The following is a 20,063-nucleotide window of genomic DNA, read 5'->3' on the forward strand; positions in this document are numbered from 1 at the left end:
CACACATATCCTATTTTGACCAAGACTATATTGTAAATGAGGTGACAACATGCCCATTACGAATCGATTTTCTACCACCACTAACGGCGCACTCGCTATTACAGGAAACACACTAGGTTTAAGTAAAATTAGCAATCTAAACCGTGCTGGTACAATCGGTGCAATTGGTGCATTCGTAACTACGAATACCGCTTTACAAGTAACTACTTTTCCTGCAGGTACAACGTTAAACTATACACAAAATAGTTCTACCGCTATTTTGAATATCCCTGCTGGTAGTACTATTCTTTACGCAGAACTCGTTTGGGGTGGAAACTATTTATCTCGGGATCAAAACATTACGAGTGTATTAGGAAACCCCGTTTCTTTTACAACACCTGTGTCAACATACTCAATTACCCCTTCGGCTGTTACAGCTTCAAATCAAACATTCGTTTCTGGATCTGTCACATTTGGATTTTACACACGATCAGCGGATGTAACGTCACTCGTTCAAGCTGCTGGATCTGGATCTTATACAACAGGTTCTGTTCCTGGACTTGTAGATCCTTTAGACGCTTCTAATGGAGCCATTAATTCTGCAGGATGGACGCTTATTGTCGCTTATCAAAACGGTTCCTTACCCGCAAGAAATTTAACAATTTACGTAGCTGGTAACCGCGTTTCTGTAGAAACCGGTAGTGCAGATGTATCTGTCTCAGGGTTTTTAACACCTGCCGGGGGACCTGTAAGCGGGAGATTATTTTTAAGTTCTACTGAAGGGGATGCTGATTTAACTGGGGATCAAGCTTTATTTGGACCAAATTTCAGTTCATTAAATGCATTATCTGGGCCAAATAATGCTGTTAATAATTTCTTCGGTTCTCAAATTAATAATGCTGCAGGGAACTTAGATACAACTGGTACATTTGGAACGCGAAACCAGAGTGCCTCTACAAGTACAAATATCTCCGCTGGAAGACAAGGATGGGACATTACTTCCATTGATATTTCTCCTTATTTAACAAATTCCCAAGTATCTGCCTCAATTCGTTTAACTACTAACGGGGATGCATATATGTTAAATACAGTCGGTTTACAAATCAATATAAACTCACCTAATATACAAGCAACTAAAAGCGTGAATAAAAGTGTCGCTACAATTGGAGATATTCTAACCTATACAGTTACTGTTCCTAACACCGGGCTTCTTCCTGCAAATAACGTTACTTTTACAGATGTTCTCCCTAACGGTACTTCCTTTATACCTGGAAGCGTAACGATAGATAACGTACCACAAACAAACGCAAATCCGGTCGCCGGTATATCTCTGGGGACAATTAATAATGGCTCTTCTCGTACAGTAGCTTTCCAAGCGACTGTCGTTTCTCTTCCAAGTCAAAATCCTATCTCTAACACTGCGAATATTACATTTCAATATACACCGATTGCCGGAGGAACGACTTTTAACGGTCTTGCAACAAGTAACTCTGCAGGAACACAAATTAACCTCGCAAATATTAATGGCACAAAATCAGTTAACAAACTTTTTACCGATATTGGTGAAACATTAACTTACAGTATTGCCTTAGCTAATATAGGAAATATCGCTGCAACTAATGTTATATATACAGATTCGATTCCTAGCGGGACTACTTTCATTCCAGGGAGTGTAACTGTTAACGGAGTTACTCAAGCTGGAGCAAATCCCGCTAATGGTATATCAATTGGATCTATTGCTGCAAATTCTACTACTACTATTTCCTTTCAAGTATTCGTTCCTTCTATCCCCCAAACAAATCCAATATTAAATAGTGGTACAACAACATATCAATACATTCCTGTACCAAATCAGCCGGCAGTAAGTGGAACTGATACGACAAATATTGTCTCCACTCAAGTGAATAATGCTACTGTAACAATGACGAAAGCAGTAGATAAAAACTATGCAGATATTGGCGATACCCTGACTTACACTGTTGCCTTTACAGGTACAGGTAATACGAATGCGAACAATGTTATTTTTACAGATGTCATTCCTACAGGAACAACTTTTGTCCTAAACAGTTTAACAATAGATGGCTCGACACAAGTTGGCGCTAATCCCGCTAATGGTGTGAACATAGGATCCATCCCAACTGGCACAACCAAAAGTGTTTCATTTCAAGTAGTAGTAAACACAATACCCGCGTCAAATGCCGTATCTAACGGATCAAGCGCTTCTTATCAGTACACCGTTAACCCTAGCCAATCACCCATTATGAAAAACATTTCTTCTAACGTCGTTACTACTCAAATTAACAATGCGAATTTAACATTAACAAAGTCTACAAATAAACAATTTGCCACAATTGGCGAAACGATAAGTTATACAATCCTTATTACAAACAGTGGAAATACGGCCGCCAATAACGTTCAACTAACAGATCCACTTCCAAATGGAACGATATTAACATTAGGTTCTGTAACGCTCAACGGAGTTTTGCAAAATGTAGATTCTCTCGTTGCTTTACCTATCGGCACAATTCCTGGTGGAGCTACTTTCACCTTATCCTTCCAAGTAACAGTCATTAACATTACTGCACAAAACCCTATCATTAATAACGCTTTCTCCTCTTATATTTACACTGTAAATCCAAGCCTGCCACCAACTTCAAAAACAGCAAATTCTAATTCTGTTACATCAACAATTAGACTAGCAAATCTTCATGCTAATAAATCTGTAAGTCAAACGTTTGCGGAAGTTGGAGATGTATTAACTTACACCTTTGCTCTTACAAACGATGGAAATGTTACAGCGAACAATGTATTACTATCCGATTCCATTGCGAATGGCACTTCCTTTGTACCGAACAGTGTTATAGTTAACGGTGTTACTCAGCCGGGCGCAACACCAGCTAGCATCAATATTGGTAGCATCAATGCTAATGCTACAATTACAGCTTCATTCCAAATATTAATAACTAGTATTCCAAATCCTAATCCTATTTTGAATAGCGCTTCCATCTCCTATAACTTTATCGTTGATCCAAACGCTTCTCCTGTAAGTACAAACACAACTACAAACACTACATTTATCCAAGTTAATGATGCAAATGTAATTTCGGCAAAATCAGTGGATCGAGAGTTCGCTACTGTTGGAGATATATTAACTTATACCGTTATTTTAACGAATGCAGGAAGCGTTTCTGCTGATAATCCTACTTTCATAGATATAAATCCAGATGGTACTACCTTTATTCCAAATACTTTTCTTATTAATGGCGTTTTGCAAAACAATGCAGATCCAAATATCGGTGTCCTGTTACCTTCTATTCCTGCTAGCGGATTAATTACCGTTTCTTATCAAGTAACTGTCACTGCTTTACCAGCCCAAAATCCAACAACTAATTCATCGAGTACACAGTATAGTTTCGTTCTAAATCCAGGTGATCCACCAATTATAGAAACATCTTTAAGTAATACTGTAAGTACACAAATTAATTTAGCAAATGTAGTTATTGTCAAAGAGGTAGATTTAACTATTGCCGATGTCGGGCAACCAATCACATATACAATTTCCTTAGCTAACCTTGGCAATACTACAGCAAACAATGTTGTTGTTACCGATATAATCCCTCCCGGTACCACTATCGTACCAAATAGTATTTTTATAGGTGGCGCTTTACAGCTAGGTGCAGACCCAAGTACCGGCCTTCAAGTCGGCTCCATTCCTGCAGGTGGTTTTACAACGATTGTTTTTCAAATAAGTGCAAATGGGCTACCTTCACCAAATCCAATTCAAAATAGCGCTTCACTTCAATATAACTTTATCGCTGATCCAAATTTACCTGTTGTTGTGAAAAACGCTACTAGTAATATAGTAACTACACAAATTAATACTGCTAATATTGTTGCTACAAAACTAGCGAGCACAAATTTCGCTGATGTTGGTGATGTCATATTATATGCGACTATTTTAACAAATAACGGGAATATCCCTGCTTCTAATGTAACGTTTACAGATATCATTCCAGCGGGTACCCTGTTCATTCCTAATACTGTAACGATTAACAATGTCCCTATAGCAAATGCAAATCCTGCTAACGGTATTTTTATCGGTACGATAGGAGCGAATTCATCACGAACCGTTGCATTCCAGGTTCTTGTACCAACTATCCCTGCTGTAAATCCGATTACAAATCAATCAGGCACAACATTCCAATATACGTACGATCCATCCAAGCCAGCTGTAATGCAGATGGTGGCTTCTAACACGGTACAGACAACTATTAATAACGCCTCAATTGCCGCTACAAAATCTGCAGATAAACAGTTTGCTAACGTAAATGATATTATTACGTACACGACTACTTTAACAAATAACGGGAATACACTTGCATCAAATATAGTATTTACAGATGCCATTCCAAGTGGGACTTCATTTATTCCAAATAGTGTAACAGTAAATGGTACTACACTCCCTAATATAAATCCAGCAAATGGCGTAGCAATTGATCCAATAAACCCCAATACAAATACAACAATCTCATTTCAAGTAATAGTAAATTCCATCCCTAGTCCAAATCCAATCCCGAACCAAAGTAATACAACGTACCAATATGTCGTAAATCCTAACTTACCTCCAGCATCCGCCAATGCGTTAAGTAACGTAATAACAACTCAAATTAATAACGCTACGATCGTCGCTACTAAATCAGTGAATACACCGACAGCTGCAATTGGAGATATCGTTACCTATACGATTGCAGTTACAAACACAGGTAATATCCCTGCTAGTGCAAATGTTTTAACGGATGGGCTTGGCGCAGGAGCTTCATTTATCCAAAACTCCGTAACTATCAATAATGTTCCACAACCAGGATTAGATCCATCACTTGGTATTCACTTAGCAGATATTCCACCAGGTAATACTGTATTTATTGCTTTTCAAGCACAAATTTTAGCGATACCGCCTAGTGGCACATTAACAAATAATGCCCTTGTAAATTATGAATATACAGTGAACCCAAACCAATCACCTGCTGTTGGTAGTACAATTACAAACACAACGGTTACTCCAATTATTGATGCTACTCTATCTATAAATAAAACTGTCAATTCAACATTCGCTACTATTGGAGATACACTTACTTTCACTTCTACCATTACTAATTCCGGTAACACTACCGCAAACAATGTTATTTTTACAGATTTAATTCCAGATGGTACAACGTTTATTCCAAATAGTTTTACAGTAAATGGAACAACCATTCCTAATGCAAATCCACAAAATGGTATCAATATCGGTAACATAAATTCAAATGCATCAGTTATACTCAGCTTTCAAGTAAACATTACAACGATTCCAAATCCTAATCCAATCCCTAATAAATCATCGCTTCAATATAGTTTTATTGTAGATATTAATGAACCACCTGTTTCACGAACAGTTAAATCCAATAAAACTTTTACACAAGTAAATACTGCTTCCGTTATCGCAACAAAAACTGCGAGCAGTGCATTTGCTGCTGTTGGCGATACAATTACGTATACAACTACTCTCACTAATAACGGAAATACAACTGCAAACACACCTGTTTTTATCGATATATTACCACCTGAACTTTCATTCGTTCCTGATAGCGTACAAATTAATACCACCCCACAACTCGGATTTAGGCCAGATAACGGGGTTCCTTTAGACCCAATTCCAGTTGGAGGAACGACAACCATCAGCTTCCAAGCTATTGTCGGTTCAATACCAGATTCAAACCCTACGATGAACCAATCTAGTACAACATACTCTATCATTATTGACCCTACCGAGCCGCCTGTTACAGAAACGGCTACTAGTAATCCGGTCTTAGTTCAAATAAATGAAGCAATCATTCAAGCAACGAAAAGTGTGGATCGTATCTTTTCTGACGTAGCACCTGGAAATTCATTTTTAACGTATACTGTTTTATTAGAAAATATAGGGAACACGACTGCTACTAATATCATTTTTACAGATCCGATTCCAAATAATACAATATTTATAGAAGATAGCGTTCGAGTAGGTGGGGTTTTATTACCTGGAGTAAATCCAGCGAATGGGATACCAATTGGAGATATTATTGCAGGAGATTTTATAAACGTCACCTTCCGCGTGCAAGTAGTTAGTATTCCAAATCCAATTTTCACAATTGGGCCTGGGGGACCAAACTCACCGGTTGTAAACGGTGCTTCTATTAATTATCAATTTATGACAGGACCTAATTTACCACTCGTTTCACGAAGTACAACATCCAATTCTGTTTCGACACAAATAAATTCCGGGGAAATTGTAGCGGTTAAATCCTCGGATAAAAACTTCGCAACGATCGGCGATACAATTTCTTATACAATTACATTAAATAACCCTGGAAATGTCACTTCACAAAATATAATTTTCACGGATATTTTGCCTGATGGAACGACATTTATTTCCGGGACTCTTACAAGCGATTCTGGTACACAGCAAATTGGAAATCCAGCGATTGGAATTCAGATTGGAAATATAAATCCCGGTAGCACGGCTACTATTACGATAAACGTACTTGTAACAAACATTCCAAGTATAAATCCAATCTCTAATTCTAGTTCTATACAATTTCAGCATATTGTTGATCCAAGTCAACCCGCTATAACACAAACCGTTTCATCTAATACCGTTACTACGACAATAAATAGTGCAATATTAACTACAACAAAAAGTGCTGATAAATCTATAGTGTCTGTTGGAGATACGATTACGTATACCACTACTATTACAAATACAGGGAATACAGCAGCAACGAATATAACATTCACAAGCGCTATTCCAGCTAGCACTACATTCATACCAAATTCAGTTACAGTAAATGGAGTTCAGCAACCTGGTGCGCAACCAGCACTTGGATTAAATTTACCAAATATCGCACCCGGTGAAACAGTAACTGTTACTTTCCAAGTAAATGTTATTTCTATTCCCCCTTCAAGCTCGATTATGGATAATGACACAATTTTATATTCTTATACTGTTGATCCAAGCGGAGCTCCTATTACAACTTCTACTTCAACGAATATCGTTACAAATCCTGTACTAGATGCCATGATAACGATGGTAAAATCAGTCGATCAAACGCTTGTAAAACTAGGTGATACCATTACCTATACGACCATTTTAAAGAATAGTGGTAATACAAATGCAACTAATATTACTTTCACTGACCTTATTCCAGATGGTACAACGTTTATTACTGATAGCATTACAATAGATGGCATCACACAAATTGGTCTTAATCCTAATACAGGTATAACGATTGGATCAATTGCTCCTAACAGCTCAATATCTATAGCATTTCAAGTTACCGCTACTTCCACCCCTGTTCAAAATCCCATTGCCAACTCCGCTACTGCTTCTTACACATTTATCGCTGATCCAAATGCACCAATTGTTTCAAGAAATGTTACTTCAAACACAGTGTTCACTACAATTAACACAGCTACCATTCTTTCATTAAAACAAGTCGATAAATCCTTTAGTCGTATTGGAGACACACTCACCTATACTGTTACTTTAACAAACAATGGAAACTCATCCGCACAAAATGTTATTTTCTCAGATACAATGCCGAGCGGAACTACATTTATTGCAAACTCATTTTCTATTAACGGGGTTTCTCAAAGTGGTGCGGACCCAACGAACGGTGTAAATATTGGGCCTATAACAGCTGGGTCTACAGTAAATGTTTCCTTCCAAGTAAACGTGACCTCATTACCAACTGAAAATCCAATTGTAAATTTCTCATCGACATCGTACCAATTAGTCTCACCGCCTGATGCAGAAACTTCAATTAGTAATCCTGTTTCAACACAAATTAGAGAAGCTATATTATCTATGACGAAAAATGAAAGTCTATCCTTTGCAGATGTCGGGCAAACTGCTTTTTACACTACTTCTATTGCCAATGTAGGCAATACGGATGCAACTAATATTGTATTCACAGATGTATTACCAAGTGGACTCACATTTATTCCTAACACATTAACTGTCGATGGCATTTTACAACCTAATGCGGATCCAAATACAGGTGTATTACTTGCAGCACTTCCACCAAATGAAATATATAGTATCGTCTTTCAAGTTACAGTGAACAGCATTCCACCTATTAATCCAGCACCGAATACAGCATCAACGACATATGAGTTTACTGTTGATCCAGGTAATCCGCCGGTATCGAATACAGCTAGCTCCAACACTACACTTCTTCAAATAAACAACGCAAATATTATTAGTACAAAAACAGCAAATCTTACTTTTGCGGATGTTGGTAATACAATAACATTTACACTTAACCTTCCTAATACAGGGAATGTGGCTGCAACTGATGTAACTATTATCGATATTCTTGATAGCAATTTAAGTTTCATTCCAAACAGTTTCACAGTTAATGGGCAAACCATTCCAAACGCTGATTTGTCTACTGGTGTAAACATAGGTTCAATTAATGGGGGTAATACGGCAATCGTTACATTCCAAGCAACTGTTACTACACTTCCAACACTTAATCCAATTTCTAATTTTGCTTCTACCACATATCATTATGTCGTTGATCCTAGCCAGTCACCTATTACAACTTCCATTCAATCGAATACAACGACAACCCAAATTAATAGCGCTATCCTTACTGCACAAAAAAATTCAAATGCGGAAACGGTAGATATCGGGCAGGATATCGTCTACTCCGTTACAATTACAAATAGCGGAAATGTTAGTGCAACGAATGTTATTTTTACCGACCTTATTCCAGCCGGAACTTCCTTTGAACCGAATAGTTTTACACTTAACGGAATTAGCATCCCAAATGCAAATATAATTACAGGTGTTCCAATTGGTGATATCGCGCCAAACCAATCTGTCATCGTAGCATTTCATATTAATGCCAATGAAATTCCGCCTATAAATCCAATTTCCAACCAAGCTAGCGTTAGCTTCCACCATATCGTTAATCCAGCAAATCCTCCAGTTTCAAAAAATATTACTTCTAACAGCGTTACAACAAAAATTGAAAGTGCTATTTTAAACACTATTAAAATAGGAGATAAAGCTTTTGCAACTATCGGTGATACGATTACGTATACAACTACTATTACGAACACAGGAAATATTCCTGCTAACAACGTTATTTTTTCAGATCCTTTACCAACATGGACACAATTTGTTGCAGGATCAGTTGTTGTTGATGGCACTCCATTACCATCCGCTTCTATTATTAGCGGTGTTGGCATAAATACAATAACTCCAAATCAAATCGTAACAATCATATTCCAAGTTCAAATTGTAAGCAATCCAACAACGTTCACACCTGAACTCCAAAACTTAGGATTTGTTAACTTCCAATATAACGTAGGCAATTCATTACAAGCCCAGCCTGGCAATGTGGAAACGAACATCTTCGTTACTTCTATTAATTCAGCAATACTTTCAGCTGTAAAAACTGCTAATACAGCCTTTGCAAATATCGGAGACACAATCACTTATACAGTTTTGATTCAAAACAGCGGCAATACAAACGCTACGAATTTAAATTTCTCAGATCTTATTCCAGCTGGAACGACCTTTGTTGAAAATAGTTTTTCTGTAAATGGAAGTATCATTCTAGGGGCAGATCCAAATAACGGGGTTAATATCGGAACCGTTAGTACGAACAGTTCCTTAACTGTTACTTTCCAAGTCATGGTTGCATCTACTCCACCTTCAAACCCAATTACAAACGTTGGATCTATTCAATTCACATTCATTGTTGACCCGGCAGCTCCTCCTGTTACAAGCACAATAAATTCTAATGGCGCTTCAACACAAATTAATAACGCTACCGTTACTACTGTTTTAGAAGCAAATCGATCAATCGTATCCATCGGAGATATAATTACGTATACAGCAACATTAACAAATACCGGAAATTTCCCTGCAAATTCTGTATTGCTCATAAACGGAGTTCCTGTAGGTGCAGTATTCGTTCCAAATAGCGTTACGTTAAATGGAATGTCACTTCCAAATGCAAGTCCAACTCTCGGTATTCCAGTTGGTATTATCGCACCAGGTGATTTTGCTACTATTACGTTCCAATTTCTTGCAAGTTCTATTCCACCGCAAGGGGCGATTATAAATCAAGCCATTACAAGTTACACGTATATTGTCGATCCAAGTCAACCTCCAGTTACAGCAACATCCTCATCTAATACGGTTAATACAGCTGTCGTTGATGCATCGTTATCCGTAATTAAAAATACAGATTCTCTCGTACAATCTACTAACGGTACAATCACTTACACAGTAGTCGTTCAAAATAACGGAAATACAACTGCAAATACAGTTAATTTAACAGATTTGGTCCCAGAAGGAACTACATTTATTCCTAATAGCGTGACCATTAATAGCGTTTCCGTTCCAGGTGCCGATCCAAACGTAGGGATACCATTAAACGCCATCGCGCCGTCAGAAATTGTCACCGTCACATTCCAAGTTATCGTTCAATCCATTCCAAGCGTGAATCCAATTTCTAATACAGCCCGTATTGACTATACTTTTATCGCCGATCCAACCTCTCCTATCATCTCTCGTACAATTACTTCTAATCCAGCATCCACACAAATTTCAGATGCGACTATCATTTCTTTAAAAGCAGTCAATGCACAACAAGCAACAACTAGCGATATTTTGACCTACACGATAACATTAGAAAATAACGGAAATATCTCAACAACTAATCTCTCATTTTTAGATTCTACTCCAAATGGGACTACATTCGTAGAAAATAGTTTTACACTTAACGGAACAGCTATACCTGGTGCCAATCCAAACGTAGGTGTTACTTTGCCTAACCTTGCAGCAAACGCTACTCACCTTATTTCGTTTCAAATTCTTATTAATAATTCATTCTCGCAAGATTCTATTACAAATCAAGCCAATACAACATATACAATTCAACCAGATCCAAGCCAGCCGCCTATTACTGAAACATCTACAAGTAATATCGTCATTACAAATTTTGTGCAAGCACAATTGACAATTACAAAAACGTCCAATCCAATAACTGTAGATATTGGCGGAACTATACTTTATATTTCTGAAGTGAAAAATATCGGCAATGTTGACGCAATAAATATTATTTTTACAGATTCTATTCCAGCTGGGACTACATTCGTTCCCGATAGTGTCACAATTAACGGTGTCCTGCAACCAGGTGTAAATCCAGAAAACGGAATACCAATTGGAACGATTCCAGCAAACAGTTCCAAAACAATACTATTTCAAGTGCAAACAAACAATCCACCTACTGAAACCGAAATTATAAATCAATCTTCAGCAACTTATCAATATGTAAGTATTCCTACAGCTCCACCGGTGAATTGCTCTGCAAATTCTAACATTGTTACAACATCACTTCAAAATGCAAATATTATTTCTGTTAAAAACGCGGATGTAACTTTCGTATCAATTGGGCAAATTATTACCTATACAAATACACTACAAAATATAGGAACCGTTCCAGCTAACAATACTATGTTCATTGATAACATTCCAGAAGGTACGATATTCATTGAAGATAGCTTATCAATAAATAATGTGATTCAGCCTGGCGCGAATCCTGAAAACGGAGTGACTCTCGGCACGATACAACCAAATGAAACAGTCACTATTTCATTCCAAGTACAACTTACAAGTATACCTTCCGGCAATACGGTCATTAACATTTCAGACACTTCATATGAATACCAAATTGACCCTAGTTCTCCAATTATTCAGCGTAGATCGTTATCAAATGCAGTAAACACTGAAGTGCGGACGGCAAATGTTAGTGCAATTAAATCCGCTAATAGATCCATTACACGTATCGGCCAAATTATCACATATACAGTCGCAGTTACAAACGCTGGTACAGTAGCTATTACAAATGCACTACTTATTGACGCAATTGCTGCTGGCACCACATTCGTTCCAAATAGCATCCTTGTAGATGGCATACCAAGACCTAACGAAAATCCAATTACCGGTATCAATCTTGGTATTATCCTTCCAAATAATACGATTATTGTTACGTTCCAAGTAAATGTAGTCTCTATACCTTCTCAAAATAACATTAATAATATCGCCGTCATTCACTATGAGTATCAACCAGACCCAAGCTTACCACCAATTTCAGAAACGACCTCTTCCAATACTACAAATATACAATTTATTGATGCTATTCTTATCGCTACAAAATCCTCTAATAAAGTATTATCTAACATTGATGAAACCATTGAATATACAGTATTCATTCAAAATAATGGATTGACTACAACTAACTCCATCTTTTTTACAGATACTATCGAGGATGGAACTGTATTTATTCCTGGAAGTGTAATAGTTAACAATACTATAATTCCTGCAGCAGATCCGAATATCGGCTTTTCCATTCCTAATATCGCGTCAGGTCAATCGACAACAATAACATTCCAAGTTTCCGTTACGAATTTACCTGCTGTAAATCCAACACCTAATACTGCAAACATCGTCTACGACTTTATTTTCAATCCTGACTTTGCACCAATTCAAAAATCTACTACTTCCAATACTACTTTCGTTCAAATTAATGACGCTGATATCGTTTCACTGAAAACTGTTGATTTGACTTCTGTAACGATTGGTGACATTTTAACTTATACAACAACTTTAACGAATACAGGGAATACGGATGCTACTGCGGTTGTATTTACAGACAATATTCCTGATGGAACAACCTTTATAAACGGTAGCGTTTTAGTAAATAATATTCCTCAGCTTAACGCCAATCCAAGTGCCGGTATACTTGTAGGAACGATTGCTCCTAACATTTCTATCCCAGTCACGTTTTCCGTTACTGTGTTAGCTCTTCCAGCTAGCGGTCGTATTCAAAATCAATCCACTTCTCGTTATACAATTAATGGTGAAGAACAAATATCGACTAGTAATATTACCTTCACTGAAGTTATTTCTGCTAATGTAATTGCAACAAAAACAACGCCTATCCAATACGCTGACCTACAAACTATCATCCCTTACACAATTTCCATCACAAACAATGGGAATATACAAGTAGAAAACATTATCGTTACTGATATCATTCCAGCAAATACGAGCTTTATAGAGAATAGTGTTATTGTGAATGGCAACGCTCGGCCAAATGACAATCCACTTAGCGGTATACCAATTGATAACATTCCGCCTAATACGACAGCAACTATTCTATTCCAAGTCCGGGTTACTTCCATTCCGCAAACAAATCCAATCTCTAACACGAGTACAATTGAATATGAATACACGGTACCAGATAGGCCACCTATTACCGAAACTATTATTTCATCAGCTGCCGTAACAGAAATTCATCACGCGAATTTAAATAGCAATAAAACTGTTGACCTTGCATTTGCAACGGTCGGTGATACGTTAACGTATACGATTACACTAAATCAAACTGGTAATGTTTCAGCAGATGATGTAGTCATTCAAGATATTATTCCTCAAGGTACTACGTTTATAGAAAATAGTGTCATTGTAAACGGAGAAACTGTTCCGGGAGTTAATCCAGTAAGCGGCATACCAATTGGTACTATAATTGTAGGTGGAGATGCCATCGCTTCATTCCAAGTAACTGTAACTTCTATTCCAACACCAAATGAACTCAACAACAAAGCAATTACTACTTTTAACTATATAGTCAATCCAAATAACTTACCTGTTACAAATACGACTACAACAAATACTGTCACAACAACTGTCCAAAATGATAATGTCGTTGCCATAAAATCTGTTAATGCCACGAATGCATTACCTAGTCAAACTTTAACGTATACAATTACAATTACTAATAGCGGTAATGTAACGATTGAAGACCTTCTTGCCATAGACACCGTACCAGTAGATACAATTTTCATTACTGGCAGTGTTACGATTAACGGGATCAATCAGCCTAATGCGAATCCTGAAAATGGTATTCCATTAGGAAAGCTTGCTCCTAATGAATCTGTTGTCATTACGTTCCAAGTAACAATATCTTCTTCGACTCTTCAAACTGCTATCAATAACGACGCTTCTGTTTCCTATACTGTTACCATTGATCCGAATGAACCACCTATTACAATTACAAAGCAAACAAATACCGTTACAACAACGATCGTTGATCCAATGGTGCGCATTGAGAAAAATGCTGACAAATCTTCTGTCGTTATAGGGGATATTATTACATTCACACTAGACGTATTTAATCATTCCCCAATTCCTACAGTAAGTACTTCCGTTTTAGATATGATTCCAGCTGGTACAACATTTATAGAAAACAGTGTAACAATTAACGGTACTCCGGTTCCAAATATTCGACCAGACACTGGTATTAACATTGGTTCCTTATCGGCAGATGGAGTAGCAACTATAACATTTAAAGTTCTCGTAACTTCTATCCCTTCAAACAGTACAATTATCAATTCCGCAACAGTTACAGCTGCTTTCCAATTGACACCACAGGATCCAATTATTATTTTCATTGTCAATTCGAATATTGTTCGTATACCAGTTCAATTTATAACGGCAGCAGTGATAAAAAATGCTTCCGTCAGCTCTGCTTATTTAAACCAATATTTTGATTATACAGTGCGTATTACGAATACTTCCGAGATTTCACTTTCAAATATTTCATTACAAGACACCATTCCAGCAGGTTTACAATTTATGAACGGTACGGTCTTCATTAATGGGGAACGCTCTCCACTAGCGAATCCGAATATCGGTTTCCTAGTCGCTACTAATTTGGAACCGAACGAAACAATTATCGTGTTATTCACAGTACAAGTGATAAGTCCCCCTATTAATAATGAATTTAAAAACACGGCAAACGTTTCTTTACAACTTCAAGTCTCTCCTACCGATCCACCAATCACAGTAACCATTACAAGTAACGAAAATATCGTCACCTTCATTCCAGAAAATCCAGATGAAACACTTCCAAATTTAAATTGTTTCTTTGACGGTGAACGTTTCATACGCATTACTCCTCGAAATATACGAAATTACTTTTGGACTTGGATTTGGTGGCAGTAATTCAGTACAACAAAAAAGATTGTATTTTGGTTGATTTGGACCAAATTACAATCTTTTTTTCATTCCACAGACTACACATTTCTCTTTTAAATTGAATTTATCCCGCTATTTGCGGGTAGTAAGGCTCCCACCTCAAAATTCGGCGAATGCGAGGAAGTTAGGTGGAGTCGGGCTGCCCGTAAAAGCCCCATTAATGCGGGCTAATAATCAGTGGGGGATGGACAAAACCCCACTGATTAAAGTTTCACTTTATCACGTCGCCTAGTACTCGTCCAAAATTATACAAAGACAGGATCATCTCACGTTATTTTAGTCGTAATAAGCTGACCAACTTCATTAATAGTAACTTTCCATTTCGCTCCACTAGCAGTCTTCATAATTACACCTTGACTCGCTTCCAGCTCAATATCTCCAAACATTCTTCCGCCAGTTGTCGCTAACCAAGCATTTCCATTTTCCATAGAAGACCTTGCAAAAATACGATTAATTCGAAAACGCTTATGGTCTTGAGAGTAACCACTCAATGTAATTCTTACTTTATATAACTGATTAGCTTTCATATTCGATATAACTGTATCTCCAACATTTAATGGAACATCTGCCGCGATAATCCAACTCCCAGTTGCACTTAATGCATATTCAATTTTAATTTTCTTTGGGCTCTCTCCCCATCCAAAGTACATCCCAATACAATTCAACATTTTGATCGGATTTTTCGTAAAGTCCAATTCAATAACAACTGGATTACTATCTGGAACATCAATATAATTCACACTTTGTTCATCTATTAAATTAAAACAATTAGCGATATTTCCTCCGTAAGGTAATTTCCCACTTACTTGCTTGACACTATACTTCAGCTGAGCATTTACTAAAATATCATCTTGATTTCCTATTAAATGTGGTTTATTCAGCGTCAAAGGTAACTGAATCCGAAGTGATTCTTCATAAGTAGACTTACAAACATTGTATTGTCCGTTATCTACAATAGTTGTTGAAAGTAAATTTGAAAAAAGGTAGTTACGATGGGAATTGGAAGAAAATTCAATTGCTATTTGTTCACTACTCATCCTGTACGTATCCCAAATCATACAGTTGAATGTATTATAAGCACCTGAACAACGAATTGCTTTTTTCGTTTGTTGTCTACATTGCACTTGAATATCATGAAACGTATTTCCTGAACTTTCATTTGGTAAATCACTATTCCCATCTACTTCTATTCCATACTGACATCCATCAATAAATATAGATTGAAATACATTTGCGTTAATCCAGCAAGGTGTATTTATATTGTCTACATATTCCGTTTTTAAATATATTGCAGTTTGAAAATTTTTAACTTGAACATAGTTAACTTGAAAGAAACTAATATAATCCCACGCTTTTTGACAATAAAAATGTATAGCTTTTCCTTTATATGATGGTGTGGTATTTATTATATTTATATTTGATATGACAGATTGATTAGGCACTTCTATTTGTTGTGAACCGGAAACATAAATAACAGATGACTGAAATACTTGATTAATAACTTGAATAGTACCGCCAGTTATAGAAGCATTACTTTGTAACTCAAACGCATTAAAATCTCCATCAATTTGCAGCGTTACGGTAGGATCTAACTCTAATCTTACGTTGGATTTAATAACAATCGGCTTCAATATTTTATACGTATTAACCCCTGTAATTCTTACCGTCGAAATTCGGTTCGCTACACAATAATTAATCCCTTGTTGAATCGCTAACGAACTATCACTTCCTGAATTCGGAACTGCACCAAAGCAATCAATATGAACACTATTTTCTGGCGCACACTCCTCTTGTGAAGAAATATATTCTGACAAAATAAATTCACTCCTCATATTGCCTTTTTCATATAATATGTGAGTTCTCTCTTAAAAGTTTGTATCATAAAAAAAACAAACGACCTCCACGGTCATTTGTTTAATTCATATATATCCTTCGTTTCTTCTACCATTTTAGTTAACGAGAAATTTCTTTCCGCTTTTTCTCGCGCTTTCACTCTAATATCATTCACCTTTTCTTCATTTCCTTGTAATTCCTCCAGCACGTCTGCGAATTCACATTCGCAATATTCAGATATTAAAACACCTGATTCTCCATCTATTACCGCTTCATTTATTCCGCCGACATCTATTGAAACAATTGGTGTTCCTGTAGCCATTGCTTCAATTACTACCATTGGAAACACTTCACGAAAAGATAATAAAAGTAATACATCCATATTTCCTATAAACTTATGTGGCTCTGAAATATTTCCTAACATCTTTACACTTTGTTGCAAGTCATATTTTTCTATTTCTTTCATAATAGATTCTTTCTCTGGTCCATCACCAGCAATATAAAACATAAAATCATTTCTCTTTTTTAACACATTTGCAATTTTAACAAATAGTTGATGATTTTTCTCCTTGGATAATCTAGCTAATATACCTACTTTATAAGTAGATTCTTTCTTTTTCTGCTGAAATAAAAATTTTTCAATATCCACACCGTTGTAAATTGTCTTTACTTTCTCTTCAGCTACATGAATTGAAATTAAGTTATTCTTTTCAAATTCACTTACTGTAATAATATTGTTCACATATTTATTCATGACATAACGAAAAAGAATTGGCATTTTCTTTTCTAGTATCGTTACATTATGTTTCGTATACACGATTTTTATCTTTCTTTTAATAAACTTTTGAAGTAGAAAAGCATATAATACCATTCGCAAACTATTTGCATGAATAAGTTCTATCTTTCGTTTATAAATCTCTTTTCGTAAGTAATGAATATTTCTCAAATGATTCCATCGACTAAGTAACATGAAATTTTCTTTTCTAGTAAGAGATTGATATAATTCTCCCTCACCTGCAGCTGTATAAACCGTAATGTTTTCATATTGCAAATTGTTTTCCAATTTACAGAAGTAACTCTCGGCTCCCCCAGTTATCAATTTATCTGTCATCAACAATATATTCATACTTGCGTCTTCCCAACTACATTGATTTTATTTTTTCTGTAAGCATGATAAGCATACTTACTAAAATAAAAAAAGGTTTGCAATGAATTAAGTGGTTTTTGTGCTCTTAACAGCTTCCAATATCGGAAGGCCGCCCTTATTTTATTTCTTGAAACAGAATTTGTAACAATTCTATATTTTGCCAATACCTGCTGTATCCCTTTCGCTTCATATCCTTTATATAACAATTGTAGCCATAACGCTGTATCTTCAGGCTGCACACTGGGCATTTCAATACAAGGAATCTTCTCACGATCAAGCATCACTGTTAAACACCCAATAATTGTGTTTCCTACTAAATAATGATAATCAACAAATTCCGGTACGTTCACCTCTTTATTCAGGGCATTACTATTTTCATCAATTAAACTATAGGACGTATACGAAAACGCAACATTCGTTCCTTCCATAAATAACAATTGCGTCTCCAATTTATTGGGTAGCCAAATATCATCACTATCTAAAAAGGCAATATACCTTCCTCTCGCTTCTTTAATCGCTATATTCCTAGCTTTAGCAGCACCCATATTTTCTTCTAATGATAATAACCGAATTCGTGAATCCGCTTCTATCATCTCTTTAATTTTTACAGCTGAGTGGTCCGTTGAAGCATCATCAACGATAAGCATTTCCCAATTTTTATAAGATTGACTCTGCACAGATCTGATTGTCTCACCAATAAAACGTAAACTATTATAAGAAGGTGTTATTATAGAAATACAAGGCACCTCGTTATGTACTGATAGACACTTTACCATCTATCATTCCCCTTCCTTCATATGTTGAAATGTACTTCACAACAACTGCTAAAAATAGAAAGAAAGCTTCGTTAATAATAAGTGATAATGACATCATCTGAAATAAAAATGCAATCATAGTCAATAAAAGATATGGCTTTTCACAAAACAAGTTATACTTAGTCAACTTCACCATTAAAATACATAAAAAAGCGCTATATAAAAGAAAACCAATTGTACCCGATTCAGATAAAATTTCTAAAAATGTATTGTGCACATATAGTTTTTCATTGAACTGATACTCATAATAATTCGAAAAATTAAAAGCACCGATACCGATATATGGATTAGATAAAAAATATTTGAAAGCAGCTTCCCATAGTGTAAATCTGCCACTCCCATTATCGCGTGAAAAATCAGAAATTCGACCGTTCAATATATCATCTAGTTGTCCACCCATTACTACATTCGCTAAACTAAAAATAACAACACTAAACAATACTAAGCCCATTATTATTTTTACTTTTTTGGCAAAACTGGACATGCATACATATACAAAAATAACGAGCACAATTGCTAAAATACCACCTCTTGAAAAAGTTAATAAACTCGTTGTAACACATAGAATCAATCCTATTACGTTGGTGATATTATATAAATTTGTCATATAATACATAAAAAATATTGTATTATAAAAAATAAAGATGTTGGGATCATCTAATAATCCAATTAATCTCGGATATCCTCTATCTACTAATAATCCAGCATAAATCTCTCTCTCTTCTCCGCCATATAATCCAAAATGTTGTAATCCAACTATATAGAGTATGAGACTTACAATATTAAATACTAATCCTACATAGACAATGGCTGACTCGAGCACTACTATTTCGGTGTTCCCTAGTAAATTCCTCATAATAAAATAACATCCTAAAACAAGTAATACGCCGAAAATCATACGAATACTAGCACTTAAATATATAGAAAGAATGCCACTTAAACAATAGATGAAATAAAACAGTAAAAATACAACTTCATGAAAATATAGCTTTCGAATATAAAAATCTTTAATTGTTAAACAAAAATAAATGACTAGAAAAATCATATATATCTTCAAAGAAAACCCTATATATATGTTGTATTTACTTAACATAACAAACAAGATTAGAAGAAAAGTCCATTTCATTGAAATTTGCATATTATTTTCCATAGG

At 35.9% G+C, this 20,063-nt stretch carries 5 protein-coding genes; 1 reads left to right on the forward strand and 4 read right to left on the reverse strand.

Annotated features, from left to right (window positions below):
* Window positions 1-49 precede the first annotated feature (49 nt).
* Complete coding sequence (locus tag BG05_RS23135; RefSeq protein WP_003188384.1) at window positions 50-15,082, forward strand: DUF7507 domain-containing protein; 15,033 nt, start codon at window positions 50-52, stop codon at window positions 15,080-15,082.
* 299 nt (window positions 15,083-15,381) lie between these two features.
* Here the strand turns inward: BG05_RS23135 and BG05_RS23140 are convergent, their stop codons facing one another.
* The 4 genes from BG05_RS23140 to BG05_RS23155 all read right to left on the reverse strand — a co-directional run bounded on the left by BG05_RS23140 (window position 15,382) and on the right by BG05_RS23155 (window position 20,060).
* A complete protein-coding gene (locus BG05_RS23140) occupies window positions 15,382-16,929 on the reverse strand; it encodes a glycoside hydrolase family protein (RefSeq protein ID WP_002186261.1) in 1,548 nt (515 codons plus the stop codon).
* 92 nt (window positions 16,930-17,021) lie between these two features.
* Window positions 17,022-18,074: a glycosyltransferase family 4 protein gene (locus tag BG05_RS23145; RefSeq protein WP_002186262.1), complete on the reverse strand. Its 1,053-nt coding sequence runs from the start codon at window positions 18,072-18,074 to the stop codon at window positions 17,022-17,024.
* Window positions 18,071-18,871, reverse strand: a complete 801-nt coding sequence (locus BG05_RS23150; RefSeq protein ID WP_002186265.1) for a glycosyltransferase family 2 protein — start codon at window positions 18,869-18,871, stop codon at window positions 18,071-18,073. Before BG05_RS23150 ends, BG05_RS23145 begins: the two co-directional genes overlap by 4 nt.
* The gene (locus BG05_RS23155; RefSeq protein WP_002141067.1) at window positions 18,846-20,060 is read right to left on the reverse strand and encodes an O-antigen ligase family protein; all 1,215 of its coding nucleotides are present in this window, start codon (window positions 20,058-20,060) and stop codon (window positions 18,846-18,848) included. Before BG05_RS23155 ends, BG05_RS23150 begins: the two co-directional genes overlap by 26 nt.
* Window positions 20,061-20,063 lie beyond the last annotated feature (3 nt).

The organism is Bacillus mycoides, from assembly GCF_000832605.1.
GTDB classification, from domain to species: domain Bacteria; phylum Bacillota; class Bacilli; order Bacillales; family Bacillaceae_G; genus Bacillus_A; species Bacillus_A mycoides.